Raw genomic sequence first — 19,407 nt, forward strand, 5'->3', positions numbered from 1 at the left:
CCCAATGTATGTCCCGCATGGCGCCTCTATGTCGATTGCGGGGACCCGCGTTATAGTCCCGTCATGACCGAAGATCAGCCTCATATCCTGGTCGTCGACGACGACACCCGCCTGCGCGAACTTCTGCGCAAGTATCTTGCCGGCAACGGCTTTCTGGTCAGCACGGCCCGCGACGCCGCCGACGCGCGGGCGCAGCTGGGCGGGCTCGCCTTCGACCTGCTGGTGCTCGACATCATGATGCCGGGCGAGTCCGGGCTGTCGTTGACCGAATCGCTGCGGCGCGAGCGCGACCTGCCGATCCTGCTGCTGACCGCCCGCGACGAGCCGGACGACCGCATCGCCGGACTGGAGGCGGGGGCCGACGATTATCTCGCCAAGCCCTTCAATCCGCGCGAACTGCTGCTGCGCATCAATTCCATCCTGCGCCGGCAGGCGACGCGCCCGCCGGAGCCGGCAGCCCCGCCGGCGGTGCCCGTTCGGCTGGGTCCGCTCATCTATCTGCCCGACCGCGACGAGCTTCGCCAAGGCGACGAGGTGATCCGCCTGACCACGGCGGAGGCCAGCCTGCTGCGCATCCTCGCCGCCTCCCCCGGCGTGACCTTCACCCGTGACGAACTGACCGAACGCAGTAAGGTCGCCGGCAACGCCCGCACCGTCGATGTCCAGGTGACCCGCCTGCGCCGGAAGATCGAGGCCGACCCGCGCGAGCCGCGCTATCTCCACACCGTCCGCGGCGAGGGCTATGTGCTGAGGCCGGATCCGTGACGGCCACCGGCAGCGGACGGGCCGGCGCCGACGGTGCGGCGGCCGGCCGGGCGGCGGCGCGGCGCGCCGAACGGCGGCGGCGTACGCCGTTCCTGAAGCGCTTCCTGCCGCGCACCCTGTTCGGCAGGTCGCTGCTGATCATCGTCACGCCGGTGATCCTGGCCCAGGCGGTGGCGACCTGGATCTTCTACGACCGCCATTGGGACACGGTGACCAACCGGCTGGCCTATGCGGTCGCCGGCGATATCGCCACCGTCATCGCCATGCTGGAGCGCGACCCGTCGCAGGACGGCCGCGACTGGACGCTGGCCACCGCCGCCCGCACCACGGACCTGATCGTCACCGTGGAGCCGGACCAGACCCTGCCGGACCAGCGCCGGGAGCTGAGTGGCCTGCTGGAACGCACGCTGGGCAAGGCGTTGGACGAGCGGGTCGGCCGCCCCTTCACCATCAACACCCGCGTCGCCCATGAATGGTACGAGATCCGGGTGCAGATGGCGGACGGCGTGCTGTCGGTGATGTCGCCGGAACGCCGGCTGTTCACGCCGACCAGCTATATCTTCATCCTGTGGATGGTCGGGTCGGCCATCGTGCTGTTCGCGGTCGCCATCCTGTTCATGCGCAACCAGATCCGGCCGATCAAGCGGCTGGCCATCGCCGCCGACGCGCTCGGCAAGGGCCGTGACGTCTCCAACTTCAAGATGGAGGGCGCGACCGAGGTGCGGCAGGCGGCCTCCGCCTTCCTGCTGATGCGCGAACGCATCCAGCGCCAGATCAACCAGCGCACCGAGATGCTGGCGGGCGTCAGCCACGACCTGCGCACGCCGCTGACCCGGATGAAGCTGGCGCTCGACATGATCGAGGATCCCGACCTCGACCCCGAAGTGGAGGAGCTGAAGGCCGACGTCGCCGAGATGGAGGAGATGATCGAAGGCTATCTCGCCTTCGCCCGCGGCGAGGGGACGGAGGCGGTGCAGCCGACCGACCTGACCCGCCTGCTGAACGAGGTCGCCGCCGGCGCCCGCCGCGAGGGCACCGAGGTGACGCTGACCGCACCGGAGGGTCTGACCCTGCCGCTGCGCCCCAACGCGGTCCGCCGCTGCATCGCCAACCTGCTGGTCAATGCCGGCCGCCATGCCGGCACCGCCTGGGTCAAGGCCGAGCGCAAGGACGGCGTGATCGAGATCACGGTGGACGACGATGGACCGGGCATCCCCGCCTATCTGCGCGACGACGTTTTCAAACCCTTCTTCCGCGTCGACAGCAGCCGCAATCTCGACACCGGCGGGTCCGGCCTCGGGCTGACCATCGCGCGGGACGTGGCGCGCGGCCACGGCGGCGACATCACGCTGGACGACAGCCCCTATGGCGGCCTACGCGCGGTGATCCGGCTGCCGGTATGATCCAATGACGTGATTCCATGAAAAAGCCCGCCTTTATTCAGGCGGGCAATTCATGTCATGCAGCAACGGCGTCATCCCACCTTCCCTGCGGACAGGCAAGGTGGGGATGGGGGCAATGGACGGGTGTGTCTTTACTGATTCGCCGCCGCCGCGACCACGTTGGCGCCGGCCAGTTCACCGCCGATGCCGTTGTTCAGCGCCCAGATGGCGGCCTGGGTGCGGTTGGAGGCGTTGATCTTGCGCAGCAGGCTCTTCAGGTGAACCTTCACGGTGGCTTCCGTGATGTTCAGGTGGTTGGCGATCATCTTGTTGCTGTCACCGTTCAGCAGGCAGCGCAGGATCTGCACCTCGCGCTGCGACAGGCCCTTGCGCGACACCGGCATCTCGGTGCCGTTGCCGTTGACGCGGCCGGAGATCAGCAGCGCCGCCAGATGGGTCGGGAACACCTTCTCGCCCATCATCACCAGCTTCAGCGACTGGGCCAGCGCGTCGGACGACAGATCCTTCATCAGGTAGCCGTCGGCACCGGCTTCCAGCGCATTGGCAAGGCGGCGGGTGCACAGGTCGCTGGTCAGGATGACCATGCGGGTTTCCGGAAGCAGGGCGCGCAGGCGGCGCATCCCGTCGGCTTCCTCGTCGCCGCCATTCTGCAGATCCAGAAGAACAAGCTGAGGCCGCAAGCCGCTTTCAACCGACCCCAGCGCCTCCCGCAGGTTTCCCGCCTCGGCAGCGATCTGGAAAGGCGAATCCTCGAGCAGGCGCTTCAGCCCCTCGCGAAACAGTTTGTTCGAGTCGATAAGAAAAGCGCGCACTGAGTCCATCGTCCGCTCCCGCAATTTTGGTCGATCGTCATGACGTCGTGGCCAGGGTGGAGGCCGTCGTACAGAGGAAGGTCCCGACGCATTGGCGATTCGGCGATTACCCCTGGATAGCTTCGGCAGGCCGTTATTTAGGGGGAGGTTACCCCCGTGTCGTGTCCTACGGTACCACTCTCCGGAGTTAAAAGAAGAACGCATTGGGCATATGCGCAAAGCCTCTCCAAGTTTGCCGGTTCCAAAGATATCACAGTAGCGAACATTGACGCGCTCGAAGGCGTTAACTGTTTTGTTAACCACCACTTATTTGCGTAAGCCGGCCTCTCTTAAGCGAGGAAGGGCACAATTTTCTCACACGAAGTTGCATTCGCAGCCGCCGACGTGGTGATGCCAACAGATAACCCGAATGGAGGGGCTACACTTTCGATATAGACGCGGCTGCGGCCATGGTCGTACCGCTTGACCGGCCCCGGCCGCGCATGCGCATTTCTGCCGGCGTCCGCCGCCCGGCGGGTACAGGACGAGGACGGGATGGGCTGGCAGATCATCGTCGCCGCCATGGCGGGCTATCTGGCGCTTCTGGGGCGCAGTGCGTGGAAGCAGGGTGAGTTCCGTCAGTTCCTGCGCAGCCTCGCCATCGTCGCCGCCCTGTGCGCATTGCTGGCCGGCGCGGTGGCCCTGGCGATGCTGCTGGACCGGACATAGCACCGCTCAGCCGCCTCCCCGCCCCCACTCCTTACCGCCCCAATAAGAAAGGGCGCCGGCGGTTTCCCGCCGACGCCCTTGTTCGGAAGCGTTTTTCCTTCGCCGCGGCCGATCAGCTCAGCGGGATCGCCACGAAGCGCAGGTCGCCCTTGCGGTCGACCAGAAGCAGGACGGACTTCTTGCTCTGCTCCTTGGCCTTCTGGACCTTGGCGGTCACGTCCTCGGGCTTGCGGACCTCTTCCTGGCCGACCTCGATGATGACGTCGCCCGCGCGCAGGCCCTTTTCCGCCGCGGTGGAGTTGCCGGCCACCTCGGTGATGACCACGCCCTTCATGTCGGGCTTGATCTCGTACTGCTGGCGCAGCTCCGGCGTGATGGCGGTCAGCTTCATGCCCAGCGTTTCGGTCGGCTTCTGGGCCGGGGCCTTGTCCTTCGGCTGCTGCTTCTCATCCGGACCGGCGGCGAGCAGACCCTGCTCTTCCGCGGCTTCCAGTTCGCCGACCTTGACCTGGACGGTCTGCGACTTGCCCTTGCGCCACACTTCGACCGGGACGGCCTTGTCGATGCCGGTCTCGGCGACGACGCGGGGAAGGCGCCGCATCTCGTCGATTTCCTTGCCGTCGAACTTGGTCACCACGTCGCCGGCCTGGATGCCGCCCTTGGCGGCCGGACCTTCCGGCGTGACGGAGGCCACCAGCGCGCCCTTGTGGTTGGGCAGCCCCAGGCTCTCGGCGATCTCCGGCGTCACCGCCTGGATGCGCACGCCAAGCCAGCCGCGGCGGGTCTTGCCGTATTCCTTCAGCTGCGCCACGACCTGCTTGGCGAGGTTGGAGGGGATGGCGAAGCCGATGCCGACCGACCCGCCCGAAGGCGAGAAGATCGCGGTGTTGATGCCGATGACCTCGCCGTTCAGGTTGAACATCGGGCCGCCGGAATTGCCGCGGTTGATCGAGGCGTCGGTCTGCAGGAAATCGTCATACGGGCCGGCGTCGATGTTGCGCTGGCGCGCCGAGATGATGCCGGCGGTGACGGAACCGCCCAGACCGAACGGGTTGCCGATGGCCAGCACCCAGTCGCCGACGCGCATGGCGTCGCTGTCGCCGAAGGGAACGGCGACCAGCGGGTGGCTGGTCTTGATCTTCAGCAGCGCGAGGTCGGTCTTGCTGTCCTTGCCGACCAGCTCCGCCTTGATGTTGGTGTCGTCCTGCAGGATGACGGTGATCTCGTCGGCATCCTGAACGACGTGGTTGTTGGTGACCACGTAGCCGTTCTTGGCGTCGATGACGAAGCCGGAGCCCAGCGAGGTCGCCTTGCGCTGCGGCTGGTCCTGCTGCTGCTGGCGGTCGAAGAAGTCGCGGAAGAAATCCTCGAAGGGCGAACCCGGCGGGAATTGCGGGATCTCCGGCCGCTGGCCCTGCGGACGCTGCGGCGCATTCTGGCTGGTGGAGATGTTGACGACCGCCGGCAGCAGCTTTTCCGCCAGATCCGCGAAGCTTCCGGGCGCGTTGCGGGGCGGTGTCGCCGCCTGGGCTTGGGCGGGGGCGGCACCGGCGAGCGCGCCGATGACGGCACCGCCGGCCATGACCGAGGTCATGCCCCAGACGATGGCGGCGACCAGAGGCCGGACGCCCGCCTTGCGAGGCCGGGCTTCGGCCACGGCGCCGCGCGTGGCGGGTTCGAAGTTGGGTATGCGAATCAACGTGCTCTCCCTACCAGACGTCCGGCCGATTCCGTGGGCGGGAGCGGCCGCCCGGTTCTGGGCCATATATGTGTTGGGCCACGAGTATGGCCGCAAGATGGCGTGCCGGTCCAGTCGGCACCAGTGGAAATCTTAAGCCTTCGGATTTCCATTGAAACAATGCTGTGGACCGCCTGCCGTGGACACGGGGTATGCCGAACATGCCTGCGGCCGGATCGGGGATGACCCCGACCCGGCCGCAAGAGCGCGTCGATCCCGCGTTGCGGGGGCTTACTGCGCCGGCGCGGGGGCCGGCACGGGGGCCGGAGCCTGAGCCGCATTGGCGGCCGGACCACCGCCCGCCTGCGGACCCGGACCGCTGAAGTAGCGGAAGAACTCCCCGTTCGGCGACAGCACCATGGTGGTGTCATTGCCGTTCAGCGACTTCCGGTAGGCTTCGAGCGACCGGTAGAAGCCATAGAAGCCGGGGTCCTGCGACGTTGCCTCGGCGATCAGCTTCAGCGCGGTGTTGTCGCCTTCGCCGCGCAGGATCTGCGCATCGCGCTGGGCCTCCGCGATGATGACCGTACGCTCGCGTTCGGCGCGCGACTTGATCTGCTGCGACTGTTCCTGACCCTGGGCACGGGCCTCCGACGCTTCGCGTTCGCGTTCGGAGCGCATGCGGGCGAAGATCGACTGGCTGGTCTCTTCCGGCAGGTCGGCGCGGCGGATGCGGACGTCGACGATCTCGATGCCGAAGCGCTTGGCCTCGTCGTTCACCTGCCCCTTGATGTCGGTCATGATCCGGGCGCGTTCGTCCGACAGGACGGCCAGCACCGTGACATTGCCGAGCACACGACGGAGCGCCGAGTTGACGATGGAGTTCAGGCGCGTTTCGGCCACCGCCTCGGTCCCGGCGGTCTGGTAGAAGCGCAGCGGATCGTGGATCCGGTAGCGGGCGAAGGCGTCGACGTCCAGTCGCTTCTGGTCGGCCAGGATGACCTGCTCCACCGGCGGGTCGAGGTCGAGCACGCGGCGGTCGAGCAGCCGGACTTCCTGGATGAAGGGGATCTTGAATTTGAGCCCCGGATCCTGGATCACCCGGCGGGGTTCGCCGAACTGCAGGACCAGCGCCTGCTGGGCCTCGTTGACGGTGAACAGGGCGGAGGACGCGACGACGCCGAGTGCCACGATGGCGATGCCGGCGATGGCGAGGGTGCGTTTCATGATGCGATCCTCCTCACTGGCCGGACATTGACGGATTCTGGGGCAGCGAGGACAGCGGCTGCGTCTGCGTTCCAGACCGCGCGCCCCCCTGGTTGCCGCCCTGGTTGGACGGAGCCTGACGCGGCGCCTGCTGCTGCGGGACCGGCGTGGCGTTCGGAGCCAGCTGGTTGAGCGGCAGATAGGGCACAACGTTCTGCGCCGATCCGTCGACGATGATCTTGTTCCGGCCGCGGAAGATTTCCTCCATGGTTTCCAGATACATGCGCTTGGCGGTGACGTCCTTGTTCAGCGCATAGGCCTCGTACACCTTGCGGAAGCGGTCGGCATCGCCCTGCGCCAGGCTGACCACCTGCTCGCGGTAGGCCGAGGCCTCCTGCACCAGCCGCTCCGCCTCGCCGCGGGCGCGCGGGATGATGTCGTTGCGGTAGGCTTCCGCCTCGTTGCGGGCGCGTTCGCGGTCGGCGCGGGCACGCTGCACGTCGTTGAAGGCGTCGATGACCGGCTGCGGCGGATCGGCCTTCTGAAGCTGGACCTGGGTGATCTCGATGCCGGCCTGATACTCGTCCAGCATGGTCTGGAGCAGCTGGCGGGTCGAGGTTTCGATCTGCTGGCGGGCCTCGGTCAGGGCGGGCTGCAGGTCGGTGCGGCCGATGACCTCGCGCATGGCGCTTTCGGCGGCCTTCTTCACCGTCACTTCCGGTTCGCGAATCTTGAACAGGAAGTTGCCGGCGTCCTTGATGACCCAGAACACCGTGAAGTCGATGTCGATGATGTTCTCGTCGCCGGTCAGCATCAGCGACTCGTCCGGCACGTCGCGGTCGGTGCGGCCGCCGCCGACGGAGGAGCGGTAACCGACCTCGATCCGGTTGACGCGCGTCACCTTGGGCAGCAGCACCGTCTCGATCGGCGACGGCAGGCGGTAGCGCAGGCCGGGCTGCTCCGTGCGCACCCATTGGCCGAAGCGCATGACCACGCCCTGCTCGTCCGCCTCGACGCGGTAGATGCCGCTGGCAAGCCAGATCAGGCCGAGCACGCCCGCGACCAGCGCGATGCCGCGGCCGCTGCCGAAGCCGCCGGGCATGGCGCGGCGCAGACGATCCTGGCTGCGGCGCAGGAGATCCTCAAGGTCGGGAGGCTGCGGGCCACCGCCACCGCCGCCATTTCCCCCGCCCTGGGGACGCCCCCATGGGTTGCCCGGGCCGTTGTTGCCCGGCGGGGGACCCCAGGGACCGCCACCGCCGCCCCCACCTTGATTGTTCCACGGCATCCGACTGTGTCCCCCTCTGCGATTCGTCCCATCATGTGGAAGCGCAATGGCTTAAGCCCCGCGCATCCCTTTACCGATCTCGTCCGTCGGTCCTATAGTCCCCCTTACCCTTCGGCAAGGATTCCACCAACGGATATCCGCCAATATCGGGAAGACAGCGGAGTTTTCAACCATGGCGCAGATCAGCGAAGCTCAAGTCATGCAGGCGCTGAAGACCGTCATCGACCCGGACCGGGGCGGCGACATCGTCAGTTTGGGCATGTTGTCGGGCCTCGTGGTGCGCGACGGCCATGTCGCTTTTTCCATCGAAGTCGACCCGAAACGCGGCGCCCAGGCCGAACCCCTGCGCCACGCGGCGGAGAAGGCGGTCGACGTCCTGCCCGGCGTCCTGTCGGTCACCGCGGTACTGACCGCCCATCGCGCCGCGCCCCAGGGTGCGCCGCAACAGGGGCATTCGCATGCGGGGCATGGCCATTCGCACGGGCATTCCCATGGCGGCGCCCCCCAGGGTGACCCGCAGAAACCGTTGGTCCCCGGCGTGAAGGCCATCGTCGCGGTGGCCTCCGGCAAGGGTGGTGTCGGCAAATCGACCACGTCCGCCAACCTGGCGCTGGCGCTGGCCGCCAACGGCCTGAAGGTCGGCCTGCTCGACGCCGACATCTACGGCCCGTCGATGCCGCGGATGATGGGCATCTCCGGCCGCCCCAACAGCCCCGACGGCAAGCGCCTGGAGCCGATGGAGAATTACGGCATCAAGGTGATGTCCATGGGCTTCCTGGTGGCCGAGGACACGCCGATGATCTGGCGCGGTCCGATGGTGATGAGCGCGCTGCAGCAGATGCTGCGCGACGTGAATTGGGGCACGCTCGACATCCTGGTGGTGGACATGCCGCCGGGCACCGGCGACGCCCAGCTGACCATGGCCCAGCAGGTGCCGCTGGCCGGCGCGGTGATCGTCTCCACCCCGCAGGACATCGCCCTGCTGGATGCCCGCAAGGGCCTGAACATGTTCCGCCGCGTCGATGTCCCGGTGTTGGGCATCATCGAGAACATGAGCTATTTCTGCTGCCCCAACTGCGGCCACCGCACCGAAATCTTCAGCCACGGCGGCGCCCGAAAGGAGGCCGACGATCTCGGCATGGAGTTCCTGGGCGAGATCCCGCTGCACCTGTCGATCCGCGAGACCTCCGACCAGGGCCAGCCGATCGTGGTGTCGCAGCCCGACTCCGAGCACGCCCAGGCCTATCGCCGCATCGCCACCCGCCTGTGGGAAAAGATCGGCGGCGGCACCGGCGGCCGTGCGGCGCCGCGCATCGTGGTGCAGTGAGGGGATGGGGGTGCGCGCACGAGTGCCCCCTCCCCATCCCTCCCCCGCTTACCAGCGGTGGAGGGGGTAGAATGCTTGGCCGCGTAATTTGAACCGCAAAGCGGCGGCAGTCCCCTCTCCCACCGTAGGTGGGGGAGGGTTAGGGAGGGGGCGACCGAACAACAACTCCGCCCTCACCCATACCGCCGCAGCGCCTCCACCGTCAGCCCCAGGCCGACGGAGCCGAAGATGTTGCCCTCCACCACCCGCGCGCCCGGCGCCTCGGCCAGGATCGCGGCGCGGACCTGGGGCAGCAGGGTGGAACCGCCGGTCAGGAACACAGCGTCGATTCGGTCGGCGGTCACTCCGGCGTCAGCCAGACAGTCGCGGATGCGCGATCCGATGCGGGCGGCCAGCGCTCCGGTGGCGCGGTTCAGAGCATCCCGGTCCACCGCCAGCGCCAGATCCCCGTCGCCCCAATCGAGCGCCAGCTGCGCCGCCTCGTGGTCGGACAGGGCGATCTTGGTCCGCTCCACCGCCATCGCCAGCGCGTGGCCCTGGCGGTGCTCGACCACGCCGATCAGGCGCTCGATCTTCTCGGGCTCGGCGGAATCGCGCTGCAGGCGCTCCAACTCGGCCATCGCCTTGGCGGTGTAGAGGAAGTTGATCTTCGCCCAGGTCGCCAGATCGAAATAGATGCTGCGGGGCGCCAGCAACCCGGCGCGCTTCATGGCGCTGCCCAGCCCCAGCTCCGGCATGGCGGTGGCGAGGCTGAGGTCGCGGTCGAAGTCGGTGCCGCCGACCCGGATGCCGTCATTCGCCAGAATATCGCCGGCCCGGTCGGCCTTGCCGCGGCGTTCCGGCCCGATCCGCACGACGGAGAAGTCCGAGGTGCCGCCGCCGATGTCGGCGATCAGCGCCAACTCTTCCCCCCCGACCTGCTGCTCGTAATCGAGCGCGGCGGCGATGGGCTCGAACTGGAAGGAGACGTTGCGGAATCCGGCGGCCCGCGCGATCTGCCCCAGCGTCTCTTCCGCCGCGGCGTCGCCGGCCGGGTCGCCGTCGACGAAATGGACCGGGCGGCCGACGACCACGTCGCCCAGCTCGCCGCCCATCGCCTCCTCCGCCCGCTTCTTCACCAGATCGAGGAAGGTGCCGATCACCGCGCGGAAGCTGATGCGGCCCTTGCGCAGCGCGGTGTCGGCGTCGATCAGGTCGGTGCCGAGCATCGACTTGATCGAGCGCATCAGCCGCCCTTCCACCCCCGACACATAGCCGTCGATGGCGGCTTGGCCGATGGTGGTCCGGTCATGCTCAAAGTCGAAGAACACCGCGGTCGGCAGGGTCGTGCGCGTGCCGTCCAGCGCCAGCAGCCGGAAGCCGTCCGCGTCCTGCACGCCCAGCGTCGTGTTCGAAGTGCCGAAATCGAGCCCGCACGCCGTCATGTCCCGCCTCCTGCCCGAATGACCGGTGCGGCCACCCGCCGCACCGGAAAAGGGGCGAGCCTATAACGGCTCCCGAGCGCCGGATCAAGCACCGCGCCTGAATTTCACCAGGAGTGGCCCATCCGCCGGGCACCCAGCGGACGGCTCGCCAGCACCACCGGCAGCAGGAACAGGGACAGGTTGGCCCAGGAGAAGGTGCGTTCCCGCCCGTCCTCCCCGCCCCGGCCGTGCTCCTGCCGCCGTTCCATCCAGCCGCCGCTGGCGCCCTGATACTCCGGCATGGCGGTCATCACCCCGCCGGACGTGGCCGGGGCAGAGCGGTTCTGGAACATGTCGCGCTCGATGGTATGGGCCAGCGCCCGTTCGGTCATCTGCGGCGCCATGGCGTTGCCGACGGCGGCGAGGCGGCCTTCGGCACCGACGAACAGCTCGCGCTGCGGATTGCGGACCAGCGACAGGATGGCGGCGGCGACCTCCTCCGGCTGATGGATCGGATTCAGCGGCTTCACGGCCCTGCCGGTGTAGTTGGCGGCATGCTGCCACAGCGGGGTGTCGATGGACGCCGGCATGACCATGCAGACATGGATGTCCGGCTCGTCCACCAGCTCCTGCCGCAGGGATTCGGAGAAGCCGCGAACCGCGAACTTCGCCGCGGTGTATGGGGTGGCATAGCGCTGGCCGATGTTGGACACCATCGACGCGGTGTTGATGATGACGCCCTCGCCCCGGTCGAGGAAATGGGGCAGCACGGCGCGGCAGCCATGGACCATGCCGAAGAAGTCGGTGCGCACCACCTGCTCGAACACCTCGTCGGGGATGTCCTCGAACCGGCCGAAGGCGATGACGCCGGCATTGTTCACCCAGACGTCGATGCCGCCGAATGCCTGGATGGCGCGGTCGGCCAGATGCTGCACGGCACGCTGGTCGGTCACGTCGGTCGGCACCACCATGGCCCGGCCGCCGGCCTCGACGCATTCCTCCGCCACCTCGTGCAGGGCCGCCATCCGCCGGGCGGCAAGGATCACCGCCGCACCCTGGCGGGCGAATTCCAGCGCGGTCGCCCGACCGATGCCGCTGGAGGCGCCCGTGATGACCACCACCTTGTCGTCGATGGAACGCTTCGCCATGACCGCCGTCCTTTCATTCCGATTTCGTCGATTGCGCCGTACAACAGCGCCGGTCGACGAAAATCCCGGATGCGACCTTTCGGCCGCCGGTCTGGAGAAGCGGGCGCGAACCCGCTACAGTCACGGGTCTGGTAAGGATTTCGTCCTCAATCAACGTGGAGCGGGCGCGGTGCCGGCGAGAGAGCTTGACGTGAAGGGGCTGCATTGCCCGTTGCCCATCCTGCGCACCCGCGCCCTGTTGAACGGGATGGAGACCGGGGAGGAGCTGGTGGTCTATGCGACCGATCCGGCCTCCGTCATCGACTTCCGGCATTTCTGCAACACGACCGACAACGCGCTGCTGTCGCACAAGACCCAGCCGGACGAGGTCCACAAGACGGTCTTCATCTACCGCATCCGCCGCGGCGGTTGAGGCGCCCGTCGCCGCCCGCCCGCCGTCCCGCGAAAGGTCCATCCCGATGCCGCTTCCCCCCGCCTCCCTGCCGCCGCTGCGCCCCGGTGCCGTGATCCACGGCCCCGGTTCCTACGGCGTCGATGCGCTGCTGGACGGCTTTTCGGCGGACCTGAAACGGCGCGGCTTCCGCGTCGGCGGGCTGGTGCAGCGCAACCACGGGCCGGGCGACGACTGTGCCGAGCGGATGGAGCTGGTCGATGTCGCCACCGGCCGCGCCTATGACATCACCCAGAAGCTGGGGCGCGAATCGCAGTCCTGCCGCGTCGACCCGACGGGGGTGGCCGAGGCCAGCCAGGCGATCCGCACCGCCGTCGCGTCGGGTGTCGACTTGCTGGTGGTCAACAAGTTCGCCGGACTGGAATCGCACGGCGACGGCCTGTCGGACGAGATGCTGACGGCCATCGCCGAAGGCATCCCCGTGCTGACCAGCGTCGGCAGCCGCTATCTCAACGAATGGCAGACCGCCACCGGCGGATTCTGCGACCTGCTGTCGCCGGTGCCGGACGCACTGTGGCGCTGGTGGGGGCCGCAACGGATGTATCGGGATCTGGTCCAGGGCGTCGCCGATGCCGAGGTGCACCGCGTCGTCACCGGCGACAAATGGGTGCTGGTGGAGACGGCCGACGGCCTCGGGGTCGCCGCCCGGCAGGCGCCGGCGGCCGTGGACGATCCGCAGCGCTGGGCCGGCCGGGACTTGCGCGATCTGGCCGCCATGGCCGCCCAATCCTGGGATCCGCTGGAGATCGCCGTCGGCGTCGCGGCGCTGAACGCGCATTACAACCGGCCGGACATCACCGGCGTGCCCGGCAACGGGCTGGACCTGTTCGCCTCGGTGGAGGGCCGGGTGGTGGTGATCGGCGGCTTCCCACAGCTTGCCCGCCGTCTGCCCCGCGCCAAGGTGATCGACCTGAACCCGCAGGATGGCGAGTACCCGGAGGCTGCCTGCGACTGGCTGCTGCCGGGCGCCGAGGCGGTGGCCATCACCGCGTCCGCCTTCGCCAACCGCACCCTGCCCCGCCTGCTGCGGGTTTCGGCCGGCGCGACGGTGGCGATGATCGGCCCCGGCACACCACTGACCCCGCGCCTGTTCGAGTATGGCGTCCATTCGCTGGCCGGCTTCGTCGCCGTCGACCGCGAGGCCGTGGTGCGCACCATTGCCGGCGGCGGCGGGTCGCGCGATTTTCATCCCTATGGCCGGATGGTCACCCTGCACCGGCCACCCCACTCTTAACTGAACAAGAACACCGGAGGAGTTGAGACCCCATGGCCGATCTGGATCACCAGACCCGCATCGAACTGGAAGCCGCCGCCTTCCGCGGCCTGGTCGAGCATCTGCGCAAGCGCACCGACGTGCAAAACATCGACCTGATGAACCTCGCCGGCTTCTGCCGCAACTGCCTGTCCAAATGGTACGCCGCGGCGGCCAAGGAGCGCGGGGTCGAGCTGTCGGACGAGGATGCCCGCATCGCCGTCTACGGCATGCCCTATTCCGAGTGGAAGCAGAAGCACCAGAAGGAAGCCACCCCCGAACAGCAGAAGACGTTCGAGGACACCAAGCCGCTGCACGCGGAGATCAGCGGACACCGGTGAGGTGCCCCGCCAGGAACGTCGCCCCCTCCCTTCCCATGCTTCCGCATGGGCCCCTTCCCTCCCCCGCCTTCGGCGGTAGAGGGAGCACACGCCAATACGGCGGCAGTCCCCTCTCCCTCGAAGAGGGGGAGGGTTAGGGAGGGGGCACCGCCTCAGGCGCTCACCGAAAAGGGCTGCACCACCGCCTGGAACTCCGCCATGGCCTCGCAGGCGTCGGAATGGGCGGCGAGCGCCGGCCAGCGTGACCGGTCGAACACCTGCGGGTGGGCCTCGCCGACGAAGCGCAGGGCGCAGGCGGCGGCAATGTCGGCGTGATTGATCCGCTCGCCGAACCACCACGGCCCGGAAGCGGCGGCGCGATCGGCCTCCAGCACATCCAGGACCGCGCCGATCTGGCCGGTGCAGCGCTCCACCCACAGGTCGGACCGCTCCTTGTGCAGCACCCGCTCATAGACGAGGCTTACCGCCTTGTCGGCAAAGCCGGTCGACAGCGCGCAGAGCTTCAGCGCCCGGCGGCGGTTCGGCCCCTGGCGGGCGATCAGCGCACGATCCGGCCCGGCGACCTCGTCCAGATGGTCGAGGATGGCGCCGCTTTCGATCAGCACCTCACCATCGTCCAGAACCAGGGTCGGCACCCGTTTCAGCGGGTTGAAGCGCGCGACCTCCGCCGCGTCGGAAAAGACCGACCAGGGCCGGTGCTCGTAAGCGATGCCGTAGAGGCGCAGGGCCACGGCGACACGGCGTACGAAGGGCGAGTCATACTGTCCGATCAGGATCATCGACGATTTCCCTGCTGACTGCTGGAAGACACCACCAATCCTATTACGGATTTTTCCCGTGGCCGCATTCGTCCGACGCGACTCAGTCCCGCGCCACGATGGGGGTCAGCTTGTAGCGGGCGGCGACTGTCTCCAGCCGGCCGTCGGCCTTGATCGCTGCGACGAAGGCGTTGACCCGCTCCAGCCAAGCCGCATCGCCCGGCGCCACCGCGTAGGCATAGGGCGTCGGCTGTACCGGCACGTCGGGCACGATCAGCCGCGCCCAGGGGTGGAATGCCAGCATGCGCTGCCCATAGGGATAGTCGGTCAGGAAGGCGTCGGCGCGGCCGGACTGCACCTCCTCCTCGCGCTCCTGCGGGCGGGTGACGGCGACGATGCGTGCGGCCTTCATAGCGGAGCGGGCGTAGCCGTCCATGTAGGTGTCCTTCTGCACCGCGACGACGTTGCCGGCGCGGTCGAGATCCTCCCACTTCCGGATGCCCTCGTTGGTCTGGGTGGTCACCGCATAGATGCCGCTGCGCAGATAGGGCTGGCTGAAGGCGACGCGCTCCGCCCGCGCCGGGGTGGCGCCGATGGCGAACATGCCGATGTCGCAGCGGTCGGCCAGCAGATCGTCGATGAAGCGGGGAAAGCTGCTCTCCACCACGGCCAGGCGCACGCCCAGATCGTCGGCGAAGGCCTGTGCCAGTTCCGCATCCAGCCCCTCCAGCGCGCCGGTGCGCGGATTCCGGAACGAGATTGCATAGTAATCGGGCCAGGAACAGACACGAAGTTGCTTCTGCTCTGCAATTTTCTGAAGTTTCCCGTCGGCCGCCATGACCGGTTCGGCGATGGAAGCCGATAAAACCGACAGAATTGCTGCGCCAATTGCCCAAGAGACCCGCGTCGCCATGTCACACCTTTCGTTAACCAACCGCCCCAGTTCTTCACACCGTAAACACAAGTCCGCAAAGCGGCGCTGATATCTTAGCATCACACGGGCATTGACGGCAGCGAATGCTTGGCGTCCGCCATCTGTCCCTGCTATTATCCCGAACACGAACTTCGACCACGGCCGACGTCCAGCGCCTTGATTCGACTGCAATCCAGAGGCGGTTGTGGGTCGGGTCCGCGAAACATGCCGGGTCGCTCGACCACATCTGACCGTCCGGAACGCAGTCCTGTCCCTGTCCCCAGCCAAAGCGGACCTGAAGGGTCTCTTCGAAAAGCGGGGCGGCGTCATCGCCTTCGCCCTGCTGGCGGTCTTCGCCCTGCTGATAATCCAAGGCCAGCAGTTGATCGCCGCAAGGCAGGCCGCGCTCGATTCGGCGGAGACCAGTCTGTCGAGCCTCGCTGCGGCGCTCGAGGTATCGACCACCCGCACGGTTCAGTCGGTGGACGTGACCCTGTCCTCCATCGTCGATTCGCTGTCCGACGCCAGTTGGACCGGCGAGGATGGGGCGACCGATCCCGACCCGACCACCATGCTGACCGACCGGTTGCGCCGCTCGCCGCACCTGCGCGGGCTGACGCTGCTCGACCGCACCGGCCGCATCGTCGCAACCACCGAGGGGACGCGCCCCGCAGGATTCTATCTGACGGAGCTGGACGTTTTCCGTCTGCAAACGTCCGGCCAAGGCAGCGGGCTGGTGATCGGCGATCCTCGCCCGGGGCGCAGCCTGATCGACCGCGCCGACGGGGGCGAGCGGTCGGGACGCTGGATTTTGCCGATGAGCCGCGCCCTGCGCGACGCCGACGGCACGCTGCAGGCGGTGGTCGTCGCCACCGTCAACCCGGATTATTTCCAGGGACTGTACCGCGCGGTCCAGGGCGGCCACATCGGCGGCCAAGTCGGCGGCCAAGCCGGCGGCAGCGTCGCCGGCGTGGGCGACCGCATCGCGCTGTACCGCTACGACGGCACCCTGCTGACCGTCCAGCCGCAGGCCGGGGAGGGGATCGCCCGCTCCTTCGCGGCGACGCCTCTGTTCCGAAGCCATCTGCAGCAGGCCGAATATGGCGTGTTCCGCCATTCCGGGACGGATATCGGCGGCGGTCCCGACACGCGCATCGTCGCCTACCGGACGACGCCGGTCTGGCCGCTGGTCCTGACGGTCAGCGTGCGCAAGGACGCGGTGCTGGCCGGGTGGCGCGACAATCTGTGGACGGCGACCCTGCTGTCCGGCGGGATGATCGTGCTGCTGGGGATGTTCGGGCTGATGCTTGCCCGTTCGCTGGCAGCGCAACGCCGGCAGGGCAAGGAACTGGAAGAAGCCAACGCCCGCCTGTCCGCCATCGTCGACACCGCGGCGGAGGGCATCGTCACCGCTAGGCCGGACGGCGTGATCGAGGCGGCCAATCCGGCCGCGCACGCCATCTTCCGCCGCGCGCCGGGCGGGCTGATCGCACGGTCGGTGCTGGATCTGCTGCCGCCGGACATGCGGACCGATGCCGCCCGCGCGCTGGAGGAGATCGCACAGGGCCGCCGCGGCATGGGTCTGGCGGCACGGGGCGAAACCATCGCCCTGCGGCCGTCGGCGTCCAATGGCAGCGGGGCGGCGGAGAGCTTCCCGCTGGCCTATTCCATGGCGCTGGTCAGGACCGGGGCCGGGCCGCTCTATGCCGCGATCCTGCGCGACCTGACGGAGGAGAAGCGGCTGGAGCATACCCTGCGCGACGCCAAGGAACGGGCGGAGGACGGCCAGCGTATCAAGATGGAATTCCTCGCGACCATGAGTCACGAGATCCGCACGCCGATGAACGGCGTGATCGGCATGGCCGGGCTGCTACTCGACACGCCGATGGAGGCCGAACAGCGCACCTATGCCGAGACGATCCGCGATTCCGCCGAATCGCTTTTGGTCATCATCAACGACATCCTCGACTTCTCCAAGATCGATGCCGGCCGTCTGGATCTGGAGATCGGCGAGTTCGAACTGGTGCCGATGGTCGAAAGCGTGGCGGAGATCCTGGCGCCGCGCGCGGCGGCCAAGGGGCTGGACCTCGCCAGCTACGTGCCGCCCGGCCTGCGCGGCCCGCTGCTGGGCGATGCCGGGCGGCTGCGGCAGATCCTGCTGAACCTCGCCGGCAACGCCGTGAAGTTCACCGATACCGGCAGCGTCACCATCCTGCTGAGCGAGGAGCCCGCTTCCGCCGGTTCCGAACCCGACGGCGTCTGCGTCCGGTTCGAGGTGCGCGATACCGGAATCGGCATTCCGGAGGAGGAGCGGCCGCGCCTGTTCGCCATGTTCACCCAGGTGGATTCCTCGCCCGCCCGCCGCCATGGCGGCACCGGGCTGGGGCTGGCGATCTGCAAGCGGCTGGCGGAACTGATGGGCGGCCGGATCGGTGTCGAGAGCCAGCCGGGATCGGGCAGCACCTTCTGGGTGACCATCCCGTTGAAGCGCGGCGCGGGCAGCGCCCATCCGCCGACGCCGGCCGGCGATTGGGCCGGGCGCCGCCTGCTGCTGGTCGACGACATCGCCGTCAACCGCGACCTGCTGACCAGGCAACTCGACGGTTTCGGCATCGTGACCGAAACGGCGGAGAACGGCGAGCAGGCCCTGTACCGGCTGATCGCCGCCGCCCGGAACGGCAAGCCCTTCGATGCCGCCATCCTCGATCACCGCATGCCGGGCCTGACCGGTCCCGAACTGGCCCGGCGCATCCGGTCGATTCCCGAACTGGCCGGCATCCGGCTGGCGCTCGCCTCGTCGCAGAGGCTGGAGGGGCAGGAGCCGGACCGGGCGCCGGTCGATACCCACCTGCCCAAGCCGATCCGCTTCAGCACGCTGTGCCAATGCCTCGCCCAGCTGCTGGAACCGCAACCGCCTGCGGACGACCCGGCATCCTGGCCCCATCCGCTTCCGGGCAACGGCGCGTCCACCGCCACAGTCGCGTCCCTCCCCATCCGCGGGCCGGCCGAAATGTCGACCGTCGTCGGGACCGACGCCCCGCGCGCCGCGCAGCCGGAGGCGAAGCCGCGCGCCCGCGTTCTGGTGGCGGAGGACAACCCGGTCAATCAGCAGTTGACTCTGGCCCTGCTGCGCCGCGCCGGACACAGCGCGGAAGCGGTGTCGAACGGCGAGGAGGCGGTGGAGGCCGTGACGGCTCGGCCCTACGACCTCGTCCTGATGGACGTGCAGATGCCGGTGATGGATGGACTGACGGCGACACGGCGGATCCGCCGGCTGTCCGGCCCCGCCGCGCGCATCCCGGTGGTGGCGCTGACCGCCAACGCCATGCAGGGCGACGCCGCCGTCTGCCTGGAAGCAGGAATGGACGATTATCTGTCCAAGCCGATCAATGCCCGCAAGCTGCTGGACACCATCGCGCGTTTCGTCGCTCCGGCCGCCGACGGCGCTGCCGATGGCGGCGGTCCAGCCCCTGCCCAGCCACCGCCAGAACCGGAGCCGGCCACCGTCAATGCGGAAAAGATCGATGAGCTGCGCGACGCGTTGGGCGGTGACGGGTTCGCGCTGCTGCTGGAAACCTTCTTCAGCGACAGCCCGCAGCATCTCGATCTGCTGCGTGCCGCCATCGCGCGCGGGGACTGCGCCGGCATCGAACGGGAGGCGCATATCCTGAAGGGTTCCGCCGCCAATGTCGGGTTCGACCGGCTGGCCGCCACCGCGCATCATCTGGTCGCCGCGGCCCGCAACCGCGACCTTGACGCCCTGACCGCCACCGCCGGCGAACAGGTCGCCGCCGAGCTGTCCGCCGCACGGAAGGCCGCGGCCGCACTGGAGGCATCCGTCGGCTGAGCCCCCGACCGGGTCGCCGGGCGCCCATGCTGCGACGCAGTGCCGCCGGTGATTGTGCAATAGCGTCAGTTTCAGTAAAATGCCGCGGATTTTACGATCCCACTCCC

Annotated in this window: 16 protein-coding genes; 8 read left to right on the forward strand and 8 right to left on the reverse strand. The window is 68.3% G+C overall.

Annotated features, from left to right (window positions below; translation table 11 throughout):
- Window positions 1-63: 63 nt before the first annotated feature.
- On the forward strand, window positions 64-765 hold the full coding sequence (locus tag FZ029_RS17660; RefSeq protein ID WP_149270516.1) for a response regulator: 702 nt from the start codon (window positions 64-66) through the stop codon (window positions 763-765).
- Window positions 762-2,168, forward strand: coding sequence for an ATP-binding protein (locus FZ029_RS17665; RefSeq protein ID WP_149270518.1), 1,407 nt, complete (start codon window positions 762-764; stop codon window positions 2,166-2,168). The genes FZ029_RS17660 and FZ029_RS17665 overlap by 4 nt, the downstream gene beginning before the upstream one ends.
- Before the next feature lie 131 nt (window positions 2,169-2,299).
- Here the strand turns inward: FZ029_RS17665 and FZ029_RS17670 are convergent, their stop codons facing one another.
- Window positions 2,300-2,989 (reverse strand): response regulator transcription factor, encoded by a 690-nt coding sequence (locus FZ029_RS17670; RefSeq protein WP_149197064.1) that lies wholly within the window; start codon window positions 2,987-2,989, stop codon window positions 2,300-2,302.
- A gap of 525 nt (window positions 2,990-3,514) precedes the next feature.
- On the opposite strand from FZ029_RS17670, the gene FZ029_RS33040 reads away from it, so the two are divergent.
- Window positions 3,515-3,688 (forward strand): hypothetical protein, encoded by a 174-nt coding sequence (locus FZ029_RS33040; protein ID WP_188051968.1) that lies wholly within the window; start codon window positions 3,515-3,517, stop codon window positions 3,686-3,688.
- A 112-nt stretch (window positions 3,689-3,800) separates the two neighbouring features.
- Here the strand turns inward: FZ029_RS33040 and FZ029_RS17675 are convergent, their stop codons facing one another.
- From FZ029_RS17675 to hflK, 3 genes are all read right to left on the reverse strand, one after another.
- Window positions 3,801-5,453, reverse strand: a complete 1,653-nt coding sequence (locus FZ029_RS17675) for a DegQ family serine endoprotease (protein WP_246457439.1) — start codon at window positions 5,451-5,453, stop codon at window positions 3,801-3,803.
- Window positions 5,454-5,657: 204 nt separating this feature from the next.
- Entirely contained in the window at window positions 5,658-6,593 is a 936-nt protein-coding gene (gene hflC / locus FZ029_RS17680; RefSeq protein ID WP_149270520.1) for a protease modulator HflC, read from the reverse strand.
- Window positions 6,594-6,606: 13 nt separating this feature from the next.
- Window positions 6,607-7,860, reverse strand: a complete 1,254-nt coding sequence (gene hflK, locus FZ029_RS17685; protein WP_149270522.1) for an FtsH protease activity modulator HflK — start codon at window positions 7,858-7,860, stop codon at window positions 6,607-6,609.
- A gap of 172 nt (window positions 7,861-8,032) precedes the next feature.
- Between hflK and apbC the strand changes: the two genes are divergently transcribed.
- Window positions 8,033-9,187 carry an iron-sulfur cluster carrier protein ApbC gene (gene apbC / locus FZ029_RS17690; protein WP_149270524.1) on the forward strand — a complete coding sequence of 385 codons (1,155 nt, stop codon included), beginning with the start codon at window positions 8,033-8,035 and terminating at the stop codon, window positions 9,185-9,187.
- Window positions 9,188-9,360: 173 nt separating this feature from the next.
- On the opposite strand, the gene FZ029_RS17695 is transcribed toward apbC, so the two are convergent.
- Window positions 9,361-10,611, reverse strand: a complete 1,251-nt coding sequence (locus tag FZ029_RS17695) for an Hsp70 family protein (RefSeq protein ID WP_149270526.1) — start codon at window positions 10,609-10,611, stop codon at window positions 9,361-9,363.
- Between the two features lie 104 nt (window positions 10,612-10,715).
- The gene (locus tag FZ029_RS17700) at window positions 10,716-11,738 is read right to left on the reverse strand and encodes an SDR family oxidoreductase (RefSeq protein ID WP_149270528.1); all 1,023 of its coding nucleotides are present in this window, start codon (window positions 11,736-11,738) and stop codon (window positions 10,716-10,718) included.
- A 190-nt stretch (window positions 11,739-11,928) separates the two neighbouring features.
- Between FZ029_RS17700 and FZ029_RS33315 the strand changes: the two genes are divergently transcribed.
- Genes FZ029_RS33315 through FZ029_RS17715 form a run of 3 tightly spaced genes read left to right on the forward strand, consistent with a single transcriptional unit; the run spans window position 11,929 to window position 13,782 of the window.
- Window positions 11,929-12,150: a sulfurtransferase TusA family protein gene (locus FZ029_RS33315; protein ID WP_247892359.1), complete on the forward strand. Its 222-nt coding sequence runs from the start codon at window positions 11,929-11,931 to the stop codon at window positions 12,148-12,150.
- Window positions 12,151-12,196: 46 nt separating this feature from the next.
- On the forward strand, window positions 12,197-13,423 hold the full coding sequence (locus tag FZ029_RS17710; RefSeq protein ID WP_149270530.1) for a DUF2478 domain-containing protein: 1,227 nt from the start codon (window positions 12,197-12,199) through the stop codon (window positions 13,421-13,423).
- A 32-nt stretch (window positions 13,424-13,455) separates the two neighbouring features.
- Window positions 13,456-13,782 carry a DUF1244 domain-containing protein gene (locus tag FZ029_RS17715; RefSeq protein WP_085089304.1) on the forward strand — a complete coding sequence of 109 codons (327 nt, stop codon included), beginning with the start codon at window positions 13,456-13,458 and terminating at the stop codon, window positions 13,780-13,782.
- Window positions 13,783-13,934: 152 nt separating this feature from the next.
- On the opposite strand, the gene FZ029_RS17720 is transcribed toward FZ029_RS17715, so the two are convergent.
- Both FZ029_RS17720 and FZ029_RS17725 read right to left on the reverse strand, forming a co-directional pair.
- The gene (locus FZ029_RS17720; RefSeq protein WP_149270532.1) at window positions 13,935-14,561 is read right to left on the reverse strand and encodes a glutathione S-transferase family protein; all 627 of its coding nucleotides are present in this window, start codon (window positions 14,559-14,561) and stop codon (window positions 13,935-13,937) included.
- An 82-nt stretch (window positions 14,562-14,643) separates the two neighbouring features.
- Window positions 14,644-15,378, reverse strand: a complete 735-nt coding sequence (locus tag FZ029_RS17725; protein ID WP_149270534.1) for an ABC transporter substrate-binding protein — start codon at window positions 15,376-15,378, stop codon at window positions 14,644-14,646.
- A 457-nt stretch (window positions 15,379-15,835) separates the two neighbouring features.
- Between FZ029_RS17725 and FZ029_RS17730 the strand changes: the two genes are divergently transcribed.
- A complete protein-coding gene (locus tag FZ029_RS17730; RefSeq protein ID WP_247892360.1) occupies window positions 15,836-19,300 on the forward strand; it encodes a response regulator in 3,465 nt (1,154 codons plus the stop codon).
- Window positions 19,301-19,407: the final 107 nt, after the last annotated feature.

Origin of the sequence: Azospirillum sp. Sh1 (assembly GCF_008365135.1) — a bacterium.
In the GTDB taxonomy this organism is placed as follows: domain Bacteria; phylum Pseudomonadota; class Alphaproteobacteria; order Azospirillales; family Azospirillaceae; genus Azospirillum; species Azospirillum oryzae.

Coding starts and splice junctions, on each gene's coding strand:
- FZ029_RS17660 (WP_149270516.1), top strand. CDS start 64: ATGACCGAAGATCAGCCTCATATCCTGGTCGTCGACGACGACACCCGC.
- FZ029_RS17670 (WP_149197064.1), bottom strand. CDS start 2,989: ATGGACTCAGTGCGCGCTTTTCTTATCGACTCGAACAAACTGTTTCGC.
- FZ029_RS33040 (WP_188051968.1), top strand. CDS start 3,515: ATGGGCTGGCAGATCATCGTCGCCGCCATGGCGGGCTATCTGGCGCTT.
- FZ029_RS17675 (WP_246457439.1), bottom strand. CDS start 5,453: ATGGCCCAGAACCGGGCGGCCGCTCCCGCCCACGGAATCGGCCGGACG.
- hflC (WP_149270520.1), bottom strand. CDS start 6,593: ATGAAACGCACCCTCGCCATCGCCGGCATCGCCATCGTGGCACTCGGC.
- hflK (WP_149270522.1), bottom strand. CDS start 7,860: ATGCCGTGGAACAATCAAGGTGGGGGCGGCGGTGGCGGTCCCTGGGGT.
- apbC (WP_149270524.1), top strand. CDS start 8,033: ATGGCGCAGATCAGCGAAGCTCAAGTCATGCAGGCGCTGAAGACCGTC.
- FZ029_RS17695 (WP_149270526.1), bottom strand. CDS start 10,611: ATGACGGCGTGCGGGCTCGATTTCGGCACTTCGAACACGACGCTGGGC.
- FZ029_RS17700 (WP_149270528.1), bottom strand. CDS start 11,738: ATGGCGAAGCGTTCCATCGACGACAAGGTGGTGGTCATCACGGGCGCC.
- FZ029_RS17710 (WP_149270530.1), top strand. CDS start 12,197: ATGCCGCTTCCCCCCGCCTCCCTGCCGCCGCTGCGCCCCGGTGCCGTG.
- FZ029_RS17715 (WP_085089304.1), top strand. CDS start 13,456: ATGGCCGATCTGGATCACCAGACCCGCATCGAACTGGAAGCCGCCGCC.
- FZ029_RS17720 (WP_149270532.1), bottom strand. CDS start 14,561: ATGATCCTGATCGGACAGTATGACTCGCCCTTCGTACGCCGTGTCGCC.
- FZ029_RS17725 (WP_149270534.1), bottom strand. CDS start 15,378: ATGGCGGCCGACGGGAAACTTCAGAAAATTGCAGAGCAGAAGCAACTT.